Source organism: Mesorhizobium sp. B2-4-7 (assembly GCF_006442685.1).
In the GTDB taxonomy this organism is placed as follows: Bacteria; Pseudomonadota; Alphaproteobacteria; order Rhizobiales; family Rhizobiaceae; genus Mesorhizobium.
This window is the reverse complement of record NZ_VFVH01000002.1, coordinates 204,630-225,613: the sequence shown is the minus strand read 5'-3', so window position 1 is coordinate 225,613 and position 20,984 is coordinate 204,630. Positions and strand designations below refer to the sequence as shown.

At 63.2% G+C, this 20,984-nt stretch carries 21 protein-coding genes and 1 tRNA gene; 12 read left to right on the top strand and 10 right to left on the bottom strand.

Going from position 1 to position 20,984, the window contains the following annotated elements; genetic code table 11:
- Positions 1-97: 97 nt before the first annotated feature.
- From FJ946_RS07775 to FJ946_RS07770, 3 genes are all read right to left on the bottom strand, one after another.
- The gene (locus FJ946_RS07775; protein ID WP_140493441.1) at positions 98-1,066 is read right to left on the bottom strand and encodes an alpha/beta hydrolase; all 969 of its coding nucleotides are present in this window, start codon (positions 1,064-1,066) and stop codon (positions 98-100) included.
- 414 nt (positions 1,067-1,480) lie between these two features.
- Positions 1,481-1,579 (bottom strand): hypothetical protein, encoded by a 99-nt coding sequence (locus tag FJ946_RS31090; RefSeq protein WP_246673013.1) that lies wholly within the window; start codon positions 1,577-1,579, stop codon positions 1,481-1,483.
- Entirely contained in the window at positions 1,576-1,884 is a 309-nt protein-coding gene (locus FJ946_RS07770) for a hypothetical protein (RefSeq protein ID WP_246673012.1), read from the bottom strand. The genes FJ946_RS31090 and FJ946_RS07770 overlap by 4 nt, the downstream gene beginning before the upstream one ends.
- 201 nt (positions 1,885-2,085) lie before the next feature.
- Between FJ946_RS07770 and FJ946_RS07765 the strand changes: the two genes are divergently transcribed.
- The 3 genes from FJ946_RS07765 to FJ946_RS07755 all read left to right on the top strand — a co-directional run bounded on the left by FJ946_RS07765 (position 2,086) and on the right by FJ946_RS07755 (position 5,320).
- A complete protein-coding gene (locus FJ946_RS07765) occupies positions 2,086-3,999 on the top strand; it encodes a DUF4396 domain-containing protein (RefSeq protein WP_140563683.1) in 1,914 nt (637 codons plus the stop codon).
- A gap of 154 nt (positions 4,000-4,153) precedes the next feature.
- Entirely contained in the window at positions 4,154-4,528 is a 375-nt protein-coding gene (locus FJ946_RS07760) for an avidin/streptavidin family protein (RefSeq protein ID WP_140514279.1), read from the top strand.
- 138 nt (positions 4,529-4,666) lie between these two features.
- Complete coding sequence (locus FJ946_RS07755) at positions 4,667-5,320, top strand: hypothetical protein (protein WP_140563681.1); 654 nt, start codon at positions 4,667-4,669, stop codon at positions 5,318-5,320.
- A gap of 116 nt (positions 5,321-5,436) precedes the next feature.
- On the opposite strand, the gene FJ946_RS07750 is transcribed toward FJ946_RS07755, so the two are convergent.
- The 3 genes from FJ946_RS07750 to FJ946_RS07740 all read right to left on the bottom strand — a co-directional run bounded on the left by FJ946_RS07750 (position 5,437) and on the right by FJ946_RS07740 (position 7,254).
- A complete protein-coding gene (locus FJ946_RS07750) occupies positions 5,437-5,709 on the bottom strand; it encodes a DUF1127 domain-containing protein (RefSeq protein ID WP_246673011.1) in 273 nt (90 codons plus the stop codon).
- A 94-nt stretch (positions 5,710-5,803) separates the two neighbouring features.
- Positions 5,804-6,043, bottom strand: a complete 240-nt coding sequence (locus FJ946_RS07745; RefSeq protein ID WP_140563679.1) for a hypothetical protein — start codon at positions 6,041-6,043, stop codon at positions 5,804-5,806.
- A 299-nt stretch (positions 6,044-6,342) separates the two neighbouring features.
- Positions 6,343-7,254: a LysR family transcriptional regulator gene (locus tag FJ946_RS07740; RefSeq protein WP_140524242.1), complete on the bottom strand. Its 912-nt coding sequence runs from the start codon at positions 7,252-7,254 to the stop codon at positions 6,343-6,345.
- A gap of 121 nt (positions 7,255-7,375) precedes the next feature.
- Here FJ946_RS07740 and FJ946_RS07735 point away from each other — a divergent pair, with 121 nt between their 5' ends.
- The gene (locus FJ946_RS07735; RefSeq protein WP_140563677.1) at positions 7,376-8,530 is read left to right on the top strand and encodes an HlyD family secretion protein; all 1,155 of its coding nucleotides are present in this window, start codon (positions 7,376-7,378) and stop codon (positions 8,528-8,530) included.
- Between the two features lie 131 nt (positions 8,531-8,661).
- Positions 8,662-10,245, top strand: coding sequence for an MDR family MFS transporter (locus tag FJ946_RS07730; protein WP_140563964.1), 1,584 nt, complete (start codon positions 8,662-8,664; stop codon positions 10,243-10,245).
- 270 nt (positions 10,246-10,515) lie between these two features.
- Here FJ946_RS07730 and FJ946_RS07725 read toward each other — a convergent pair.
- Positions 10,516-10,592: transfer RNA gene (locus FJ946_RS07725), tRNA-Arg, on the bottom strand.
- Positions 10,593-10,817: 225 nt separating this feature from the next.
- Complete coding sequence (locus FJ946_RS07720) at positions 10,818-12,305, bottom strand: HAMP domain-containing sensor histidine kinase (RefSeq protein ID WP_140563675.1); 1,488 nt, start codon at positions 12,303-12,305, stop codon at positions 10,818-10,820.
- 301 nt (positions 12,306-12,606) lie between these two features.
- On the opposite strand from FJ946_RS07720, the gene rpmH reads away from it, so the two are divergent.
- From rpmH to yihA, 5 genes are all read left to right on the top strand, one after another.
- Positions 12,607-12,741 carry a 50S ribosomal protein L34 gene (rpmH, locus tag FJ946_RS07710; protein ID WP_008833937.1) on the top strand — a complete coding sequence of 45 codons (135 nt, stop codon included), beginning with the start codon at positions 12,607-12,609 and terminating at the stop codon, positions 12,739-12,741.
- A gap of 14 nt (positions 12,742-12,755) precedes the next feature.
- Positions 12,756-13,109: a ribonuclease P protein component gene (rnpA, locus tag FJ946_RS07705; RefSeq protein ID WP_140491500.1), complete on the top strand. Its 354-nt coding sequence runs from the start codon at positions 12,756-12,758 to the stop codon at positions 13,107-13,109.
- 14 nt (positions 13,110-13,123) lie between these two features.
- Positions 13,124-14,944: a membrane protein insertase YidC gene (gene yidC, locus FJ946_RS07700; protein WP_140563673.1), complete on the top strand. Its 1,821-nt coding sequence runs from the start codon at positions 13,124-13,126 to the stop codon at positions 14,942-14,944.
- A gap of 248 nt (positions 14,945-15,192) precedes the next feature.
- Positions 15,193-15,831 carry a CatB-related O-acetyltransferase gene (locus FJ946_RS07695; RefSeq protein ID WP_140563671.1) on the top strand — a complete coding sequence of 213 codons (639 nt, stop codon included), beginning with the start codon at positions 15,193-15,195 and terminating at the stop codon, positions 15,829-15,831.
- Positions 15,828-16,487 (top strand): ribosome biogenesis GTP-binding protein YihA/YsxC, encoded by a 660-nt coding sequence (gene yihA / locus FJ946_RS07690; RefSeq protein WP_140491494.1) that lies wholly within the window; start codon positions 15,828-15,830, stop codon positions 16,485-16,487. The genes FJ946_RS07695 and yihA overlap by 4 nt, the downstream gene beginning before the upstream one ends.
- 17 nt (positions 16,488-16,504) lie before the next feature.
- Here yihA and FJ946_RS07685 read toward each other — a convergent pair whose 3' ends face one another.
- Positions 16,505-17,239, bottom strand: a complete 735-nt coding sequence (locus tag FJ946_RS07685) for a TetR/AcrR family transcriptional regulator (RefSeq protein WP_140514299.1) — start codon at positions 17,237-17,239, stop codon at positions 16,505-16,507.
- Positions 17,240-17,366: 127 nt separating this feature from the next.
- On the opposite strand from FJ946_RS07685, the gene FJ946_RS07680 reads away from it, so the two are divergent.
- Together FJ946_RS07680 and FJ946_RS07675 are read left to right on the top strand one after the other, a co-directional pair.
- The gene (locus tag FJ946_RS07680) at positions 17,367-18,551 is read left to right on the top strand and encodes an HlyD family secretion protein (RefSeq protein WP_140563669.1); all 1,185 of its coding nucleotides are present in this window, start codon (positions 17,367-17,369) and stop codon (positions 18,549-18,551) included.
- Positions 18,552-18,573: 22 nt separating this feature from the next.
- Positions 18,574-20,166, top strand: coding sequence for a DHA2 family efflux MFS transporter permease subunit (locus FJ946_RS07675; RefSeq protein WP_140491487.1), 1,593 nt, complete (start codon positions 18,574-18,576; stop codon positions 20,164-20,166).
- Between the two features lie 167 nt (positions 20,167-20,333).
- Here FJ946_RS07675 and msrB read toward each other — a convergent pair whose 3' ends face one another.
- On the bottom strand, positions 20,334-20,837 hold the full coding sequence (gene msrB / locus FJ946_RS07670; RefSeq protein ID WP_140491485.1) for a peptide-methionine (R)-S-oxide reductase MsrB: 504 nt from the start codon (positions 20,835-20,837) through the stop codon (positions 20,334-20,336).
- Positions 20,838-20,984: the final 147 nt, after the last annotated feature.

The window sequence follows — 20,984 nt, the reverse complement described above, 5'->3', positions numbered from 1 at the left end:
AGCCTCAGTTTATTAATGGCTGGCGGCGGAGGCCGCAACGAGTGACTGTCTCAGGAACGATCAGGGCGATGAATGTCCAAAGCGGATGATCACCGCACTATTTCGCTCCGCGATAGATTTGACTGAAGAAGGCGACCAGCTCCTTGGTGAGGAACTCCGGGTTTTCGTCGGGCAGCCAGTGCCCGGTGTCCGGTGCGACACCGCCGCGCACGTTGATGCCGAGGTCCTTCGCCATGGCGAGTTCCGTCATGCCGTTGCTCTTGTCGCCGGCAAGCGCCAGGATAGGCATCGGCAGTCTGCGTTTCTCAAATTCGGCGAAACGGCGCTCGTCTTCGGGAAAGGCGCGATAGAGCTCGAAGCCGGCACGAAGCCCTCCTGGAGCGGCGTAGGCCCTGGCATAGACCGCTATGTCCTCGTCGGCGACGTGCCTGTAGGCGCGCTTCAGATAGAAATCCCGGATGAACGGGTATTCGTGGCCCGCGACCAACATTTCGGCGATGTCGCGCTGCTGGAACAGCCCGAAATGCCAAAGCTCCGGATCGGGCTTGTGCTTCGCCTCGTTCCATGCGGCGGTGGCCGGAATCGGCACGTCGAGCATCACCAAACTCGCGACCTCGTCCGGCCACTGCGCGGCGTAGGCATAGGCGACCATCACGCCGATGTCGCGCCCGACCAGATCGACCTTGGTCGCGCCGAGCCCGTGGACAAGGGCGCGAATATCGGCGGCCATAGTCGCTTTGTCATACCCGGCGAGTGGCTTGTCGGATTCTCCCGCACCGCGATAGTCGACGGCGACGACGCGGTAGCCGGCCTTCGCCAGCGACGGCATCACATTCCGCCATGTATACCAGGTCTGCGGCCAACCGTGCAGCAGTACCACGAGCGGGCCGGTGGCGCCGCCGCCGATGACATAGTGGAGCCGGGTACCGTTCGCGTCGATATAGCGGTGCTGGAATTGCGCCTCAAAGCCGGGTGGCAGGCCGGTTTGCTGCGTTTCAACAGAGGTTGCGTGCTGCTGTTCTTGCGCGGGTGCGGGGGCGCAGAGCGCGGCAAAGGTCAGCGCCATAGCTGTGACGAGGCACCGCATTCGAGTAGGTCCCTTTAACGTTTGCACGCAGTCCAGCCACGTTGGCCATGAACTCGACCGGCAGTTCATGAACGACGGCGGCGCCGTCTGTCTCGTTCAGCTTCGAGTCGATCCCAAGCTGCTCCAGCGCCGAAGCGATCCGATGCGTGCGCCCGTCGAACAGCTTTCCTGATCCGGCTCTTTCGCTGGATGAAATGATCCTGAATCTCCGGCGTGACCTTGTCCGTCAGCGGGCGTCGTCCGGCCAAACCCCCACGCGCGGGAAAGGTTCCCCCGTGAGCGCCAGGAGGCGTCGCCTGCTAACAGACAACGGTGCGACACTGTTCGTCAATTGGCGGCCTGCTGGTTGATTGTCTTGCAAAAAAGGGCGCGCCGGCGCGGTCGCAGCCATTCTCATTTCACCCTTTGCCGGAACCTGGAATGGCAGCGGTTGGCGAAGGTGATCTCCACGCGGTCGCCCTCGAAGGCTTCGATCAGCGGGCCCGGGCTCACACAGTTATAGGCGAGGATCGGCGTGTCGAGCCTCTCGGCGAACCTCGCGACGGCCGGCTCCGCCGCCAGCCTCGCCTTGAACAGGCTGGCCGATCAGTTTCGTTGGCAAGCAGCGGCAGGTCGCGCAACGCCTGGCCGTCGGGCAGGGTAACAGCGTCTTGCCTCATCGCGGCCATGTCGTGGCCGGCATGGCCGCCCATATCCATGCCGGGCATCGACATGTCGTCCATCTTCGTCTGCGCCAGTGCGCGCGGGCTCGCCAGAACCGTCGCCAGGCCTGCCGCCAGAAAACCGCGTCGATGCATTTTTTGCTCCTTGCGCCCGATGGAAAGGCCTCGCCGGAAGACCTCGCTCCGACCCTAGAGGTTCCAGTAGCCGGAAGGTCAAGCGGGATCGAGCCGTCGGCGTATGAGAGGAACAGACGGGATCGTATCCGCCACGACCGCGTTCATCCGCAGGAGGGCACAACCTGCCGTTTTATCTGACGACGCAAAGAGGCCGAATCCATGCTTATCCAACCGATCGACTATTTTCTGGTCGCCTGGTTCGTGCTCGCCCTGGCCTCGACGCTCTATGTCGGCGTTGACCAGTACCGCAACAATCCTGAGCCGGTGGTGATGAAATGGGGCTTCATCCTGGTGACGCTCTATATGGGCCCGCTCGGGCTGCTGCTTTACGTGCTCGCCGACAAGGAGCCGCGCCCGGGCGAGCATGAAGCCTTCACCAGTCCGCTCTGGAAGCAGGGCGTCGGCTCGACCATCCACTGTGTCGCCGGCGATGCGACGGGCATCATCCTTGCCGCGGTCGTCACCGCCACGCTCGGCCTGCCGATGTGGCTCGATCTCATCGTCGAATATCTCGCCGGCTTCGCGTTCGGCCTTTTCATCTTCCAGTCGCTGTTCATGAAATCGATGATGGGCGGCAGCTATTGGGAAAACGTGCGCAAGAGCTTCCTGCCCGAGTTCATTTCGATGAACTTCATGATGGCCGGCATGGCGCCGGTCATGAGCTTCCTGATGATGGGCCGCGACATGCGCGCCATGGAGCCGACCGAGCTGCTGTTCTGGGGCGTGATGTCGCTCGGCGTCATCGCCGGTTTCGCGCTTGCCTACCCCGCCAATGTCTGGCTGGTTGCGCGCGAGTTGAAGCACGGCCTGATGACCGAGCGCCCGCCGGAGGCCGGGAAAGACAACCAGGAGCCCGCTGCCAGAAGGCAGCATGCGCAGACGCAAATGCGGCAGGCCGGTGGCCATGGTCATCGCGAGCATGGCCACGACACGGGTTCCCACAAAAGCAAGGGCGGCCATCAGACGCGGTCGGACGCGACCACGCCGCAGATCGCCGCGCTCGGCGTGGTGTCGCTGATTGCGCTTGGTGTTGGCATGGCCGCTCCGGCGAACTGGCTGAACCTCAGGCTTTCGGCCCGCGACGTCGGCGGGGTGATCATGCCGCAGGGCATGATCATGGACCGCGACACCCCGGCCGACGCCATGCGCGACATGGCGGCGGCCGATCCGCGCCTCGTCACCGCTTTATACGACCTCGCCACCAAGGGCGACCAGGATCTGCCGTTCCGAATGGAGAACGGCGTGAAGGTGTTCGAGCTGAGGCCCTCGGTGATCCGCTGGCAGATCCTGCCGGACGTCGCGGTCGATGCCTATGCCTATAACGGCCAGATTCCCGGCCCGCGCATCCACATCCGGCAGGGTGACCGCATCAGGGTCAACGTGACAAACGATCTGCCTGAGGAAACGACCGTGCACTGGCATGGCCTGATCCTGCCCAACCAGATGGACGGGCCGGCCGAGATCACGCAGGCCCCGATCGAGCCGGGGCAGACCTATTCTTACGAATTCACGGCCACCCAGCACGGCACCTATTTCTACCATCCGCACGCCAAGCCCGACCGCACCCAGGCACTCGGCCTCTATGGCGCCCTGATCATCGATCCCGCCAACCCCGCCGATGAGGTCGCCGCCGACCATGACTACGTCATCGAGTTGCAGGAATGGCTGGTGCGAGAGGGGCTGACCTATCCCTCGATGCCGATGGACGGCGGCATGCCGAACTTCTTCACCATCAACGGCAAGGCCTATCCCTCCACCGAGACGATCCGCATGAAGGTCGGCGAGACCCTGAAGGTTCGCTTCATCGGCACCAACAACGGCTTCATCCATCCGATGCACATTCATGGCGGACCATTCGAGGTCGTCGCGCGCGACGGCGAGACCATTCCCCCTTCGGCCCGCTTCCTCGCCGACACCATCAATGTCGGTCCGGGCCAGCGCTATGATGTCGTCTGGACGGCGCGGCGACCCGGCAAATGGCTCATCCACTGCCACATTCCGCACCACACGACGAACAACAATGTCGAGCAAAAGGGCGGCGGCGGGCTGATGGTCGTCATCGACGTCAGCTGACGCGGGCGCCGGAATTGGCGCTGTTGCGGCATCAGCGCCGCACTCGGCCCGGCGACGGCTGCCCAGAGGTTGGCCTCGACGCCGAGCGGCGCAGGCAGCCTCGGAACGCGTGCGGGCCCTGCACGTTGATCCCGAACCGCTCGTGGAGTGCTCCATGCCAGATTGGATCGGGACTTGGCGAAACCAATACGGCTCGACCGTCATCATCGAGGACGATGCGGAAGGCGTCATCCGCGGCACGTTCAGGACGGCGTTGGAAGACAGCAGTTTCTTTGGTCAGGAACTTCCGATCCATGGCGCTGCTTGCGGCGACGTAATCGGCTTCACGGCTGCGGGACAGGGCAAGGCCGGGCCTGCGGCCGTGAGCTACACCGGTATTCTGCGGGAAAGTAAGCTCGAGATGCTTTGGCATACCGTTGCAGGGCAGACCCTTACCGCATCGGCGGAAGGGGCGCCTGCCAGGATGGTCAGAGTTGGGGCATGGCGCGCCTTCGGGACCAGCCTGGATGTGTTCGAGCGCGTGGAATGACCCAGCCTCTCGGGCCGGCGTGGCTCCATGGGCGGCTACGGAAGGCCGCCAGGCCCGCATATGCGCGACTGAAGGCGGCTTGCCGATCCTGAGCGATTTCGGCGGCGCTGTGGTCGAGCCGACCGGAGGACGGATGGGATGGCGGAAGAAGGCAACGACGCGCGGGTAGTCCTGCAGTGCATGACAACCGAGCACTTCGTGCTGCAGACCGCCCGCGCGGCCACCATTCAGGAGGCGAATCAGCGCGCCAATCTGTTCCTCACATCGGTCTCAAGCGCGGCGATCGCTCTGTCATTCGTGGCGCAGGTCACGAAAATGGGCACGCCGTTCGTGCTGTTCAGCCTGATCTTGCTGCCTTGCGTTTTCTTCATCGGCCTGGTCACCTTCGTCCGCGCCGTGCAGGTCGCCATCGAGGACATGGTGCACGCCCGTGGAATGGCGCGGATCCGGCACTACTACGTCGAAGTCGCGCCCGCCATGCAAAGCTACCTCGTTCATTCCACGCACGACGATCGCTCGGCGGTGCTCGTGGACAAGGGGCTCAGCCTATCGCCGTTGCAGTATTTCATGACCACGGCCGGAATGGTGAGCGTGATCAGCAGCGCCATCGCAGGTGTCTTTACAGGCATAGCCGCCACAGCGGCAGCCGGCGCCGGAATGGCTCTCGGCGTGGCAGCCGGGATGCTCGCCTTCGCTGCAAGCGTGTTCGTGCTGCGCAGCTACCATCTGCGGGCTTGGGCGGCGGCCGAGCAAAGACTGACGGTTCTTTTCCCAGGCACGCGCGGGGAATGAAGCTCTGCGGAGCCAGGGACGTGTCAAGACCATGAACTGCATGTTCTTTCTCCTGCTGTATGAAGGTAGGGCTTTCCGGTTTTTCCCGCCGGGTGCTTGATGCCTGTCACGGTTATTTAGCGGCCATCGGCTGGAACAGGGCGGAAAGAATCGGTTTTCCAGTCTCGGCCGGCAACGTCGGCGCGAGAAAGACCGATGTCTTGCAATTGCGAGTCCGTGAGTTCCATCAGCATGCGGCGGCTCCGGCGCCTTTCCATACCGGCTTCGACCCAGACCAAGATCGCCGCGACGCGCGCCATCAGAATCTGTAGAGCCTCGACTCCACGCCGCTGCGGTGCACTCCTTGTTTCGGCCCGCTCCAAGGCGGCGCCGTTGACGACTGCGTCCATCGCATTTCTCCTTTTTTTCGCGACCGGTCGAACCCCGAGGCGAAGGCGGCGAATGAGCCCGCTGCTTTGGGGGTTCGGCGGCCGGAGCCGGTGTCTAACGGTTGCCGAAAAGGTCCCGGCGACGCTCGACCGCCGGATCCTGCGCGATGGCCGCATTGGAGCCCGCATTGAGCAGTTCGTAGGCTGCACTATGCGCGATCGAGGACGTGTGGGTGTTGTCGAGCTGTTCCCGGGCAATCGCACTGATGTCGGAACCGCCGACATTCGGGTTCTCGGCGAGTGCGGCGCCAGTGATGGCCAGGAACGCGGCGGTGGCAAGAGCGATCTTTTTCATGGAAATCTCCTAAGGTTGAGTTCTGGACTTGGGTTCAAGAACAGGTCCTTGCCTGTTCGCCAAGACGATGCATCTTGGGCCCGTTCATGATAATCATCGAAGATTGGGAAGGATCATCCGCCAAGAGCGGATAATAGGATCATGAGCGGGCGCGCTGCCTCAGCGCTGACCCCCCCGGATCGAGGATTTTGCCATGTCGGTGCTGGCAATCGCTCCGGCCCTTGCCCGCATGTGGCCGGCCAGAAGATCAGAAGGGACATCAGCCCACCGACTTTCCGGCGGGGACGGTGGACTGCTGTTCAGTACTTCAATTCCATCCATCTGCGGTGTTCGGCAAAGCGCTCGGCCAACAGATCGATGAAAGTCCTGACCTTGGCCGAGACATGGTGACGATGCGGATAGAACGCGTTGATCGCGAACTCGACTCCTGAATATTCCTCCAGCACCCGGACAAGGCGCCCGGCGCTCAGGTCGTCGGCCACGAGGAAGGGCGGCGGTATGAACAGACCGCGGCCGTCGAGAGCAAGGCGTCTGAGCGTCTCCTGGCTGTTGGTCAATAAGTTGCCATCGACGCGGACGGAAACGGGCTCGCCGTCGGGGTCCTCGAAACGCCACTCGTTACCGAAAGGATATGACGCATGGCGCATGCAATTGTGGCGTGCGAGGTCATCGGGCCGACGCGGTGTTCCATGGCGTTCGAAATAGCCGGGCGAACCGCAGACGATGTTGCGCCATGAGGTCAGCCGCCGCACGATCAGGCTCGAATCGGGAAGCGGCAGCGAACGCACGTCAAGGTCGAAGCCCTCCTCCACCATGTCGACCATTCTTTCGCCGACGGTGAGATCGACCGAAACAGCCGGATAAAGGTTGACGAATTCGGAAACGATCGGCGCCAGAAAACGGATGACGCTCATGCTGGAATGAAGGCGAAGCGTGCCTTGCGGCGTCGCCTGAAGTGCTCCCGCGACGCGGTCCGCCTCCTCCAGATCGGCGAGGATCTGCGAGGAACGCTGATAGTAAGCCTGGCCGATCTCGGTCAGGCTCACCTTGCGGGTGGTGCGATTGAGAAGCCGAACGCCGAGCCTTTCCTCCAGCGCCTGGACGTGGTTGCTGACCATCGTCGTCGACATGTTGAGGCGTCGGGCCGCCGCGGAAAAGCCTCCGCATTCCACAACGCGGCCAAACACCGTCAAGCTCGTGAGCCTGTCCATTTCGATTATCCGCTCTTAATGGATGATCCTTCCGTTCTTTCCTCGATTATCACATCAAGATTGCCGTTGCATCGTCCTTGCACCAATCGGCCACTCGGCCCGACCGTGAGAGGAGATTACGATGACCGTAAGCGTCAACCCCGCCACCTTGGAATACCCGGTTGAGGTAAAACCCGCGCGGCGGTCCCGCAAGACGATGATCAAACGCACCGTAATCGGGTTGGGTCTGGTGGCCGGCCTGACCGCGGCTGCGCTCTACGGCTATGACTATTGGACGGTCGGGCAGTATCTGCAATCGACCGACGATGCCTATGTCAAGGCCGACTATACGGCTGTCGCGCCGAAGATCTCGGGCCACATCGCCGAGGTGCTGGTCGAGGACAACACTCACGTCAAGGCGGGCCAGGTTCTGGCCCGCATCGACGATCGCGATTTCAGGACCGCGCTAGACCAAGCGCAAGCCAATGTCGAAGCAGCCGAAGCGACGCTGCATAACCTCGACGCCCAGATCGGCCTGCAGCATTCGGTGGTCGAACAGCAAAAGGCCAACGTCGCCGCAACCGAGGCGAAGCTCAAATTCGCGCAGCAGGAGGGTGACCGCTATAAAACCCTGCTGAAAAGCGGCTACGGCACCAGCCAACGCGCCCAGCAGGCCGAAGCCTCCCTTGGCGAAAACGAAGCCCAACTGCAGAGGGATCGCGCCGCACTGGTTGCTGCCCGCAAAGCAATCGACGTGCTCACGACTGAGCGCGGCAAGGCGGAGGCCGAGCGCGACAGCAGCCAGGCCGCCCTGCGTCAGGCGAAACTCAGTCTCTCCTACACCACGATCACAGCGCCCGTCGACGGCACCGTCGGGGCCCGTTCGCTTCGCGTCGGCCAGTATGTGCAGGCCGGCACGCTGCTCATGGCGGTGGTGCCGCTGAATGCGGTCTATGTCGTGGCCAATTTCAAGGAAACACAGCTCACTCATGTGCAGAGCGGACAGCCGGTCGAGATCGCCGTCGACGGCTTTCCCGGCGTGGCACTCAAGGGCCGCGTCGACAGTGTGTCGCCGGCCAGCGGTCTCGAGTTCGCGCTGCTGCCCCCGGATAACGCCACCGGCAATTTCACCAAGATCGTGCAGCGCATCCCGGTGAAGATCGCGATCAACGACGGCAGGCTCGCCGGCAAGCTGCGCGCCGGCATGTCGGCCGAACCGACGATCGACACGAAGGCAACCATCCTGGCCGAACGGGGTGAACCGGACAGCGGCCGCCGGATCATCGCCGGCTGGTAACTCGTAGCGGCTGCGCGAGGTTCTCCGGGACCTCGCATGGTGGCCGCCACGCCAGTGTCTCACGCGCGCTTCGTCAAACAAGGAATTCAGCCGTGCCCGCAACCCTCACCACCAACCCCACGCCTGCGCCGATGGCAGCCAAAGCATCGAGCCTGGCGCCGACCGATGCCTCTTCCGCCCCGCTCAAGACCTGGATCGCCGTCATTGGCTCGACGCTCGGCGCCTTCATGGCGGTCCTCAACATCCAGATCGTCAACGCATCGCTAGCCGACATTCAGGGCGCCATCGGCGCGGGCATCGATGACGGCGGCTGGATATCGACCGCCTACCTGGTGGCCGAGATCGTCGTCATTCCGCTCACCGGCTGGCTGTCGCGGGTCTTTTCCATCCGCGTCTATCTTCTGGCCAATGCAGTCCTGTTTCTCGCCTTCTCGGTTGCCTGCGCCTTCGCGCAAAACCTTCAGCAGATGATTGTTCTGCGTGCTCTGCAGGGCTTTTGCGGCGGCGTGCTGATTCCGGTCGCCTTCACCATCACCATAACCCTCCTGCCGAAGGCGAAGCAGCCGATCGGATTCGCCCTGTTCGCGCTGTCGGCGACCTTCGCACCAGCCATCGGGCCGACAATCGGTGGCTATCTCACCGAGAACTGGGGTTGGCAGTTCATCTTCTATGTCAACTTGGTCCCCGGCGCGCTGATGGTCGGCATGCTGTGGATGTCGCTCGAAAGGGCGCCGATGCAGCTTTCGCTGCTGCGCCAGGGCGACTGGGCCGGGATCATCACCATGGCGATCGGGCTCGGCGCCTTGCAGACCGTGCTCGAGGAGGGCAACAAGGACGATTGGTTCGGCTCGCCTTTCATCGTGCGGCTGTCCATGATCGCCCTCGTCAGCCTCTCGCTTTTCCTGTGGATCGAGTTGAGAAGCGAAAGGCCCTTGCTTAACCTCAGACTGTTCGCCCGCTGGAATTTCGGGTTCTCCATCCTGGCCAGCTTCCTGCTCGGAATTGCGCTCTACGGGGCGGTGTTCATCCTGCCCGTCTATCTCGCGCGCATCCAGGGCTACAACGCTCAGCAGATCGGCATGGTGCTGGCCTGGACAGGCCTGCCGCAACTGGTGCTGATCCCGCTGGTGCCGCAGTTGATGAAGCGTTTCGACATGCGCATTATCGTTGCCTTCGGCTTTGCGCTGTTCGCGGCGAGCAATTTCATGAACATCGAAATGACGGCGGCCTACGCGTCGGAGCAGTTCTTTTGGCCGAATGTCGTCCGAGCCGTCGGTCAGGCGCTGGTCATGGTACCCCTGGCTGCGGTCGCTACGGCCGGCATCGAGCAGGAGAATGCCGGCTCTGCCTCCGCATTGTTCAACATGATCCGGAATCTCGGCGGCGCCGTCGGCATCGCCATGCTGCAGACTTTTCTGACCAAGCGCGAGCAGTTCCACTCCAACGTGCTGGTGCGGTCGGTGTCGCTGTTCGAAGAGAGCACTCGCGCGCGCATCGAGCATCTGACCCGGTACTTCCTGGCGCATGGCGCCGGCGATCGCGCAGCCGCGATGCACAAGGCCGTCATCGCCATCGGACAGATGGTGCGCAAGCAGGCTTTCATCATGGCTTTCAGCGACGCGTTCTATCTGCTCGGAGCAGCCCTTGTCGTCGCGTTCTTCGCCACGCTGCTGTTGCGCAACCCGGGCCATATCGAGGCGGGTGGCGCGCACTGAAAGATCGGAAAGAAGAACTACAATGATTTCAATCCCGAACTACGCCAGCGCGGCCCCGGAATGTGAGTCTGTCACGTGCACCGCCAGGAAACTCAGCAAATTTCGAATGCTTAGCAGAGACTGTGCCGTTCCAAGTAGGGCACTTTAGCCCATAGTGCGATTTTGGCACCGGCTGCCGCCGTCTTGCCAAAACCGGCTGAATTCCGAAAATCGAGCCAGTGGCGTCGCGCTGGAAACGCCTGGAAGTCTATTGATTTCAATAGGATAAAATGGCGCGCCCGAAGAGATTCGAACTCCTGACCCCCAGATTCGTAGTCTGGTGCTCTATCCAGCTGAGCTACGGGCGCGCATCAGGTCATGCTTTCCATGACCCCGCGATCCGATCCTTGAGGACCGGCCGCGAATGTGTGCAGTTCCCTAGCGACTGAATTCGCGAAAAGCAAGCCGATCCGGCAAAAGTTTTGTCGTCGATGCGTCATCCGCTGGATCCGGCCGGAAATCGGGTTGTTCGAAGCGGCATTCAGGGCGAAGGGGGCCGGACCGGTTTGCGGGCGAAACAGCGCCCAAGCCTGTCAGGCCGGGCGGCGCAGCCCGTTGCGGGCCTGGTCGAGCCGCACCGGCTGGTCGGGAATGGTGACGGCGAAGGTGGTGCGCCCGCCGATCGATTCGACCAGCTCCACCGTGCCGCCATGCGCGCGGATCAGTTCATGCGCGATCGCCAGACCAAGCCCGGTGCCGCCGCTGCGCGCAGAGCCGCGGAACGCCGCGAACAGGTTCTCGCGCGCCTTCGGCGGCAGGCCGGGACCGGTGTCGGTCACGACGATGCGGCTGACGCTGCCCATGCGCTCGGCCGAAACCGCCAGCCGGCGCACCACGGCGCTCTCCGTGTCCGCCGCCATCGCCTGCACGGCGTTGCGGCACAGATTGGTGAGCACGCGGAACAACTGGTCGGAATCGGCGTCCACCTCGAACGCCTTTTCGACCGCGTTGATGAACTCGATGCCTTCCTCGATGTCGAGCAGGCCGTGCACGTCCTCGACCAGCTGGCGCAGCCGCACGCGCCGGCGCGAAGGCGGCGGCTCCTGCGTACGGCCGTAATGAAGCACGCCTTCCGAGTAGGAGACCGCACGGTCGAGCGCACGCAGGAGCTTCGGCGCGAAGGCCTGCACGGTCGGATCCTTGACCTGGCGCAGGCGGTCCGAAATTAGCTGCGCCGAGGCCAGGATGTTGCGCATGTCGTGGTTGATCTTCGACACGGCGAGGCCGAGGTCGGCCAGGTGCTTCTGCTCGGTCAGCATCTTCTGCAGCCGCTCCTGCATCTGCGACAGCTCGCGCTCGGCCACCCCGATCTCATCGGCGCGGGCGGCGGGATGAATGATCCGGCTGGGGTCGTCGGGGGCCTGCGAGAAGGACAGCATGGAGCGCGTCATGTTGCGGATCGGGCCGATCATGATCAGGTCGATCGCGGCATAGACCAGCATGGCCGTGAACAGCGAGATCAGCAGCGAGACGAAGGCGACGTTGCGCGAATAGATGAGCATCGCCTTGCGCAGGCTGGAGTCCGGCATGATCAGTTCGAACTCCTTGTCGCTGTCGCCGACCGGCCCGAAGACGCGCAGCATCCGGTTGCCGCCGAAAAACAGCGTGTCGAGCGCGCCGGTCATGCCCTTGACCATGCCGACGCTGGCGAGGTCGATGTGCTCGTCGACCTGCGGCGGCATGTCGGCCACCACAAGCAGCCGCGACACGCCGCCGTCGCGCACCGCGATCGCCTTGGCGCCGATCGCCATAAGCACGTCGTTCTGCGCCGTGCGCGACAGCGAGGTCGGTTCGCCCTGCACCAGCACGATCGATACGGCCGCGGCGGTACTCAGCCGCTCCTTGAGCCAGGCCAGCCGGTAGCTGGCGATCCAGGGCAGGAAGATGAGCACCTCGGCCAAAAGCACGAAAACGATGGTCAACAGCAGCAGTTTTGTCGACAGGCCGCGCGATAAGGGTACGCTGCGGACGGCGGCTGGCGCTGGTCCTGTCCCTTCCTCGGCGTGCGTGGTTTCGCTCATGCGGTCCTGTCTTCACAATCGCTTGATCAGCCCAGATTAGGCGATTGCGGCTTTTTTGCCAATTTCCCCCTTGGTCGGAGAGATATAATTGCCGGCGAAAGTGCGCATCCCGGGCCCGGCGACACCGGCCCGGCACCGGCCCGGCACCGGATTGACTTCCAAAACCCTTCTTTCTATAAGCCCGCTCACGCTCGGGCCATTCGTCCCGGCGCGGTTTCGATCGCGCCAAAGCCGGCCCGGCAAAGCTCCTGTTACAGAGTGACAGAATCAAGAAGGGCCGCACCCCGCGGTATTAAAACAAATGAAGCGTACCTACCAACCGTCAAAACTCGTCCGCAAACGCCGGCACGGTTTCCGTGCCCGCATGGCCACCAAGGGTGGTCGCGGCGTCGTCGCAGCTCGCCGCAACCGCGGCCGCAAGCGGCTCAGCGCCTGAGCGAGACAAGATCGTTGCCCGCAACCGGCAAGCCAGTGGGACAAAATCCCAAGCGGCTTCTGAAACGCGCGGAATTCCTGGCCGTCCGCCGTGGTGAAAAACGTCGCGGGCGGTTTTTCCTCGTCGAGGTCCTCGACCGCGGCGACGGCGGCGCGCCGCGCGTCGGCTACACCGTCACCAAGAAGGTCGGCAACGCGGTCGTGCGCAACCGCGTCAGGCGGCGGCTGAAAGAGGCCGTGCGCACCCATGCGGCCGATGACATGATGCCCGGCAATGATTATGTCATCGTCGGGCGCGATGATGCGCTCCGCGCCCCGTTCGGCCAGTTGAAGGTCGAACTCTCCCGCCGACTTCGCGGAACACGATAGGCCAAGGGCTCTCGATGGAAAACAACCGAAACTTCTTCATCACCATCGCGCTGTCGGTGCTGATCCTGACCCTGTGGCAGGTCTTCTACATGAACCCGCGCGTCGAACAGCAGCGCGAGGCGGCGCGCGTCGAGCAGCAGCGCGTGGAAGAGCAGAAGAAGGCGGCAGAGACAGCCAATCCGGGCGCGGCAACGCCGGCACCGGCCGGCACCGCTCCCGGTGCCATCCCCAACGCGCCCGGCGGAGACACCGTCACCGCGGCCAGCCGCGACCAGGCGCTGGCGGCTTCGAAGCGCGTCAAGATCGATACGCCGAGCCTCGAAGGCTCGATCAACCTGACCGGCGCCCGTCTCGACGACCTCAAGCTCAAGCACTACACCGAAACCGTCGACAAGAATTCGCCCGAGATCGAACTGCTCAACCCTTCGGAGTTGCCCAGCGGCTACTTCGCCGAGATCGGCTTCGTCGGCAACGACAAGACGGGCACGGTACCGGGCGCGGATACGGTGTGGAACGTCGAAGGCAATCCGACGCTGACCCCGTCGACGCCGGTGACGCTGACTTACACCAGTGACAAGGGGCTGACCTTCAAGCGCACCTTCTCTGTGGACAGCGACTACATGTTCACCGTTTCCGACGAGGTGCGCAATTCGGGTTCGGCCCCGGTTACGCTGTCGAATTACGGCCGCGTCACGCGCTACGACAAGCCGGCAGTCGCCAGCACCTACGTGCTGCATGAAGGCCTGATCGGCTTCACCGGTGCGGAAGGCCTCCAGGAACACAAATACGCGTCCATCGAGAAGGACAAGGAAGTCAAGCCGGGCAAGTCGACGGACGGCTGGCTTGGCATTACCGACAAATATTGGGCGGTGACGGTGGTTCCGAGCGAGAAGCAGCCGTTTCAGCCGCGCTTCGGCTATTTCGTGGACGGCCGCCACCGCTACCAGTCCGACTTCCTCACCGACCCGATCAATGTCGAGGCCGGCCAGTCGGCAACCGTCGAGACCGAGGTCTTCGCCGGCGCCAAGGAAGTCGCCAAGATCAATGCCTATGCCGAAGACCGCCATATCAAGCGGTTCGACCTGCTGATCGACTGGGGCTGGTTCCACTTCATCACCAAGCCGATGTTCTGGCTTATCGACACGCTCTACAAATTCCTCGGCAATTTCGGCCTGGCGATCCTCGCCACCACCGTCATCGTCAAGGCCATCTTCTTCCCGCTCGCCAACAAGTCTTACGCGTCAATGGCGAACATGAAGAAGGTGCAGCCCAAGATGCTCGAGATCCGCGAGAAATACGCGGACGACAAGATGAAGCAGCAGCAGGCGATGATGGAGCTGTACAAGACCGAGAAGATCAATCCGCTCGCCGGCTGCTGGCCGGTGGCGCTGCAGATCCCGGTCTTCTTCTCGCTCTACAAGGTGCTCTACATCACCATCGAGATGCGCCATGCGCCGTTCTTCGGCTGGATCCAGGATCTGGCCGCGCCCGATCCGACCTCGATCTTCAACCTGTTCGGCCTCGTTCCGATCACGCTTCCCCACATGCTGATGATCGGCGTCTGGCCGCTGATCATGGGCGTCACCATGTTCCTGCAGATGCGCATGAACCCGACGCCGCCGGATCCGACGCAGGCAGCCATCTTCACCTGGATGCCCGTCATCTTCACCTTCATGATGGCTGGGTTCCCGGCAGGCCTGGTCATCTACTGGGCCTGGAACAACACGCTGTCGATCCTCCAGCAAGGCGTGATCATGAAGCGCCAGGGCGCCAAGATCGAACTGTGGGACAATCTGCTAGCGCTGTTCCGCAAGAAACCGTCGCCAGCGGAATAGAGGCGCCGGCTCACGATTCAAAAAACCCGGCTCGTCCGGGTTTTTTCTTGTGCGCCGGCATCGGTCCACGTCCGCCCGCGATGGGCGAAACTGCAAACGCGCGGCACCGTCCGATCCGGCAAATGCGCTTGTCCACCATCGAAGACTCGCTCCCGGGGCGATTGGTGCTATACGGCGGATTACGCTACTTTGACGAGGTGTGCGCCGACGCGGGACGCGTCCGCCAGCCAATTCCCGGACGAACCGCCATGACCGGACCCAATCCCGACATCAAGCACCCGATCCCGATGCACACGCGCGTCGGCTTCCTCAAGGCGCTGGTGAGCGCGCCCAACATCGAGATCGGCGACTTCACCTATTATGACGATCCGGAAGGGCCGGATAAATTCGCCGAGAAATGCGTGCTGCACCACTATCCCTTCATCGGCGACAGGCTGATCATCGGCAAGTTCTGCGCCATCGCCGAAGGTGCCCGCTTCATCATGAACGGCGCCAACCACGCCATGTCCGGTTTTTCGACCTATCCGTTCAACATTTTCGGCCATGGCTGGGAAAAGGGTTTCGACCCCGCCACATGGTCGAAGGAGGTGCGCGGCGACACGGTGGTCGGCAACGATGTCTGGATCGGCATGGAGGCAGTGATCCTGCCGGGGGTGCAAATCGGCCATGGCGCCATCGTCGCGGCGAAGTCCGTGGTCACGCACGACGTGCGGCCCTATGCCATCGTCGCCGGCAACGCGGCCAAGGTCGTCAAGATGCGTTTCGACGACAGGACGATCCGGCGGCTGCTGGCGGTGGCTTGGTGGGATTGGCCGGTGGACAAGATCAGCCGCAACCTCCATGCCATCAGGGGCGCCGATATTTCTCTTCTGGAGACAGCAGCTTGAACGCTCAATACAGCACCACGATCGGCACGGACCTGTTTACCCGCGGGTGGATCTTCATCCGCGGTGTGCCCGCCATGAAGTTCCTGCCGCCGGAAGGGCCGCCGGAAATCGCCTTTGCCGGCCGCTCCAACGTCGGCAAGTCGTCGCTGATCAACGCTCTGGTCAACCAGAAGGGCCTGGCGCGCACCTCCAACACGCCGGGGCGCACGCAGGAGCTCAATTATTTCGTGCCGGACGGATTTTCGGGGGAGGGCGCCGACCTGCCGCCAATGGCATTGGTCGACATGCCGGGCTACGGCTATGCCACCGCGCCCAAGGAAAAGGTCGACGATTGGACGAAGCTGGTCTTCGACTATCTCAAGGGCCGTGTCACGCTGAAGCGGGTTTATGTGCTGATCGACGCCCGCCACGGCATCAAGGCCAAGGACGACGAGGTGCTGTCGCTGCTCGACAAGGCGGCGGTTTCGTACCAGGTCGTGCTGACCAAGACCGACAAGATCAAGGCCGCCGGCGTGCCGCGGCTGATTGAGGAGACGCTTGCCAAGATCAAGAAGCGACCGGCGGCGTTTCCTTTCGTGCTGGCGACGTCATCGGAAAAGGCCGAGGGCCTGGAGGAGCTGCGCGCCGCGATCGTGCTCGCGGCCAATGGCGGCTAGCGGCACAAAAAGCCGGGTTAAGCCTTCGCCTCCAGGGCGATCATCTTGTGGCTTTCCTCCGCGGCAAGCATTTCGGTGCCATAGGCCTTCAGGAACATGTCGACGCCCGACCTGACGATATGGTCGATTTCGTCCTGGTTCGGAGCCTTGGCGCGATAGGCGAAGATGCACTGCCGGAAAAGACCGGCCAGGCAGAGTTCTGTGAACTGATAGGCGGCAAGGTCGACATCGTCGATCTTGAGCAGGCCACGGTCGATGGCGGCATTGAGGAAGGTCACGACCTTGTCGTGGCCGCGTTTGGGGCCGCGTTCGTAAAACCGCGCGCCCATGTCGGGTATCCTGTCGGAGGCGCCGATCACCGTGCGCTGGGCCTGGATGACCTTGGCCGAGGTGATCTTCATGGACAGGACCTTGCCGAATTTCACCAGCGTCTCGCGCAGGTCGTCGGCACGGTCGAGCACGTCATACATGTTCTTGAAGATCGTGCCGCGCTCTTCCTCGATCAGCGCCTCGAACAGCTCTTCCTTGTTGGCGAAGTAGACATAGATGGTCCCTTTCGACACGCCGGCTTCCCGCGTGATGTCGTTCATCGAGGCCGCCTCAAAGCCCTTGTCGATAAAGACCCGGCGGGCGCCATCGATGATCTGGCTGCGCTTGACCGGATCCTGTCCGGCTGCCGGGCGGCCGCGGCGCAAGCCGTCCAGCAGGTCGCCGCAATTGTCGTTTTCGACGTCGGGCGTTGTGTCGGCCATTAAAGTCACACCTCGAAAATAATTCGAACCAAGCGGTTCGATTGCCTCTTGATATGGTCCTCTTTAGGCGCTATGTCAACGGCCGGATCGAACCGAACGGTTCAGTATTATAACTTAGAGAGATGTCATGTCCTCGAACGCGCCGTCCACCGCCGAAGTCCGTCCCTTCCCCAACGCCAAGGTCGCCCCGGCGACGGAAGCACCGGAAGTTCCCGTCCACCCAGTCGCCGCGCCGCCTCTGGCGGAAACTCCGGCGAAGAAGAAGCGTTCCGTGCGCTCTTTCCTGCTGCCGATCATCGGCGTCGCCCTGCTCGGCGCCGGCGCCTGGTACGGCTACGATTACTGGACCACCGGCCGTTTCATGATTTCGACCGACGACGCCTATGTCCAGGCCGACATGGCTTTTATTTCGCCCAAGATCTCCGGCTATGTCGATCAGGTCAAGGTCAGCGAGAACCAGCAGGTCAAGGCCGGCGATCCCCTGCTGACGGTCGATGACGGTGATTACAAAATAGCGGTCGCCCAGGCCGAGGCGCAGATCGCCACGCTGGCCAGGACGCTCGATCGCATCGATGCGCAGACCAAGGCGGCGCAGGCCTCCTTGCAGCAGGCGCAGGCCGCCAAGACCGCCGACCAGGCCGCGGCGGCCAATGCCGCGCGCGCCCAGCAGCGCGCCGCGCAACTGCTCAAGACCCATGTCGGTACGCAGGCGCAACTCGACGACGCCCAGACGGCGCTCGACCAGGCCAACGCCGCTCTCGTCGGCGCCGACGCACAGATCGCCGCAGCACAGGCCAATATCGGCGTGCTGGAGGCGCAGCGTGCTGAATCGGCAAGCACGCTGGCATCCTTGCAGCTCAGCCGCGACAAGGCCGCGCGCGACCTTTCCTTCACGGTGCTCAAGGCGCCCTATGACGGCGTTGTCGGCAACCGTTCCGTCGAGCAGGGCGACCTCGTGAGCCCCGGCCAGAAGCTCGCCGTCATCGTCCCGATGAACAAGCTCTACATCGTCGCCAACTTCAAGGAGACCCAGCTTGCCCGGCTGGTGCCCGGCGAAAAGGTCAGGATTTCGGTCGATGCCATCGACGGCGAGCCCATCGAGGGCACCGTCTCCTCGCTGGCGCCGGCCTCGGGTGCCGTGTTCTCGCTGCTGCCGCCGGAAAACGCCACCGGCAACTTCACCAAAGTGGTGCAGCGCGTCCCGGTCCGCATCGACGTGCCGGCCGATGCCCTGAAGAGCGGCAGGCTGCGCGCCGGCTTGAGCGTCGTTGTCGCCGTCGACAGCCGCACCGCGCCGGCCGCGACCAACTGAGCGCGCTCCGGGGAGCAACGCCATGGCCACCGCAACCCTGACCGCAGGAGCGCCGCCGGCGAGGCCGGCTGTGCCTGACACCATCTCGACGCGGCGCGTCATAGCCTTCCTGGCGATGGTGTTCGGCATGTTCATGGCCATCCTGGACATCCAGATCGTCTCGGCCTCGCTGGCCGAGATCCAGGCTGGCCTGAGCGCCAGTTCCGACGAGATCCCTTGGGTGCAGACGGCCTATCTGATTGCCGAGGTGGTCATGATCCCCCTGTCCGGCTTTCTCAGCCGGATGCTGTCGACGCGCGTTCTGTTCACAATTTCGGCGGCGGGTTTTACCGCCGCCAGCGCGCTCGCTGCGACCGCTACCAACATCGACCAGATGATCGTCTATCGCGCCATCCAGGGCTTTATCGGCGGCGGCATGATCCCCAGCGTCTTCGCGGCCGCCTTCACCATCTTCCCGCCGTCGCGCCGTGCCGTCGTGTCGCCGATGATCGGCCTGGTGGCCACCCTGGCGCCGACAATCGGCCCGACCGTCGGCGGCTATATCAGCCACGCAATGTCCTGGCACTGGCTGTTCCTCGTCAATGTCGTGCCCGGCATTCTGGTGACGACGGCGGCCTGGTCGCTGATCGACTTCGACAAGCCCAACCTCAAGCTGTTCTCGAAGTTCGACTGGTGGGGCCTTGCCGGCATGGCGGCGTTCCTCGGCTGCATGGAATATGTGCTCGAGGAAGGCCCGAACAATGATTGGCTGCAGGATCAGGCGGTGTTCATCTGCGCCGTCGTCATGACCTTCGGCGCGGTGCTGTTCTTCTGGCGGGTGTTCACCGCCGAGGAGCCGATCGTCGATCTCAAGGCGTTCAGCAATATCAACTTCGCCTTCGGCTCGCTGTTCTCCTTCGTCATCGGCATCGGCCTCTACGGTCTCACCTATCTCTACCCCGTGTTCCTCGGACGCATCCGCGGCTACGATTCCATGATGATCGGCGAGGCGCTGTTCGTCAGCGGCCTGGCGATGTTCTTCACCGCGCCGGTCTCGGGCATCCTGTCGAACAAGATGGACCCGCGCCTGATGATGATGATCGGCTTCTTCGGCTTTGCCACCGGAACCTGGTGGATGACGCACCTGACCGCCGACTGGGATTTCTACGAGCTGCTCATCCCGCAGATCCTGCGCGGCTGTTCGATGATGCTGTGCATGGTGCCGATCAACAACATCGCGCTCGGCACGCTGCCGCCCGAGCGGCTGAAGAATGCATCGGGCCTGTTCAACCTGACCCGCAATCTCGGCGGTGCCGTCGGCCTCGCCTTGATCAACACGGTGCTGATCGACCGCAACGCCTTCCACTATGCAAGGCTCTCCGAGCACGTGCAGTGGGGAAGTGCGGCCGCGCAGCAGAAGCTTCAGAACATGACGCTCAATTTCGAGCAGACCGCCGGCCTGGATGCGGCCAGCGCGGCGATCTCGAAATTGTCGGGCATGGTCCAGCAGCAGGCGGCGCTGCTGTCCTTCATGGACGTGTTCTACATGCTGACGGTGCTGTTCGCGACGCTTGGCCTGTTCACCATGATGATCCGCAAACCGGCGGCCGCCGGCGGTGGTGGCGGCGGGCACTGACACCAGGGCAATACCGGAGAAACGATTTGCGTTCGGTAATGCGCTGGAAGCAAGGAAACACGGGCAGCCGTTTCGGGAAGCTCCTCCAGTCCACGCCCGAAATGACTGACCGCTAAAAAACTCCGGGTCGCAAGCCCGGAGTTTTTTCATATCGCGGCCGCATGGTCTCAGGCTGTGGCGGGCTTGAAGCTCAGCGCCACGCCGTTGATGCAGTGACGCAGCCCGGTCGGCGGCGGGCCGTCGTCGAAGACATGGCCCAGATGGCCGCCGCAGCGGCGGCAGTGGACTTCGGTGCGAGTCATGCCGAGCGACCGGTCCTGCGTCTTGCCGACGGCGTTGGCGATCTCCTGCCAGAAACTCGGCCAGCCGGTGCCGGAATCGAACTTCGTCTCGGAGGAGTAAACCGGCAGGTCGCAGCCGGCGCAGGCGAAGACGCCCTTGCGGTGCTCGTTGAGCAATGGGCTGGTGCCGGGATATTCGGTGCCTTCCTTGCGCAGCACGTCGAAGGCCGCGGGAGACAGGATCGCGCGCCATTCGGCATCGGTCTTGGTGACTTCGAAGGTCTCCGCCGCACGTGCATCCTGCGATCCGCCCATGCGCAGCAGAGATGCCGTGCCGGCCACCACGCCGATGGCGGCGGCGCCGCTCAAGAGAAAGTCGCGACGGTTCATGGCCAATCCTCCTGCTGTCTGTTTGCCACATTCAACGCTCGGCTGAAAATCAAAAGCCGTTGAGGGCCGAACGTTACCCGCACCAGCCTCCTGGTTGGAGCCACAGTGCGTAGCGGACGCCTGCCGGCGCAACGCGGAGCCGCGCAC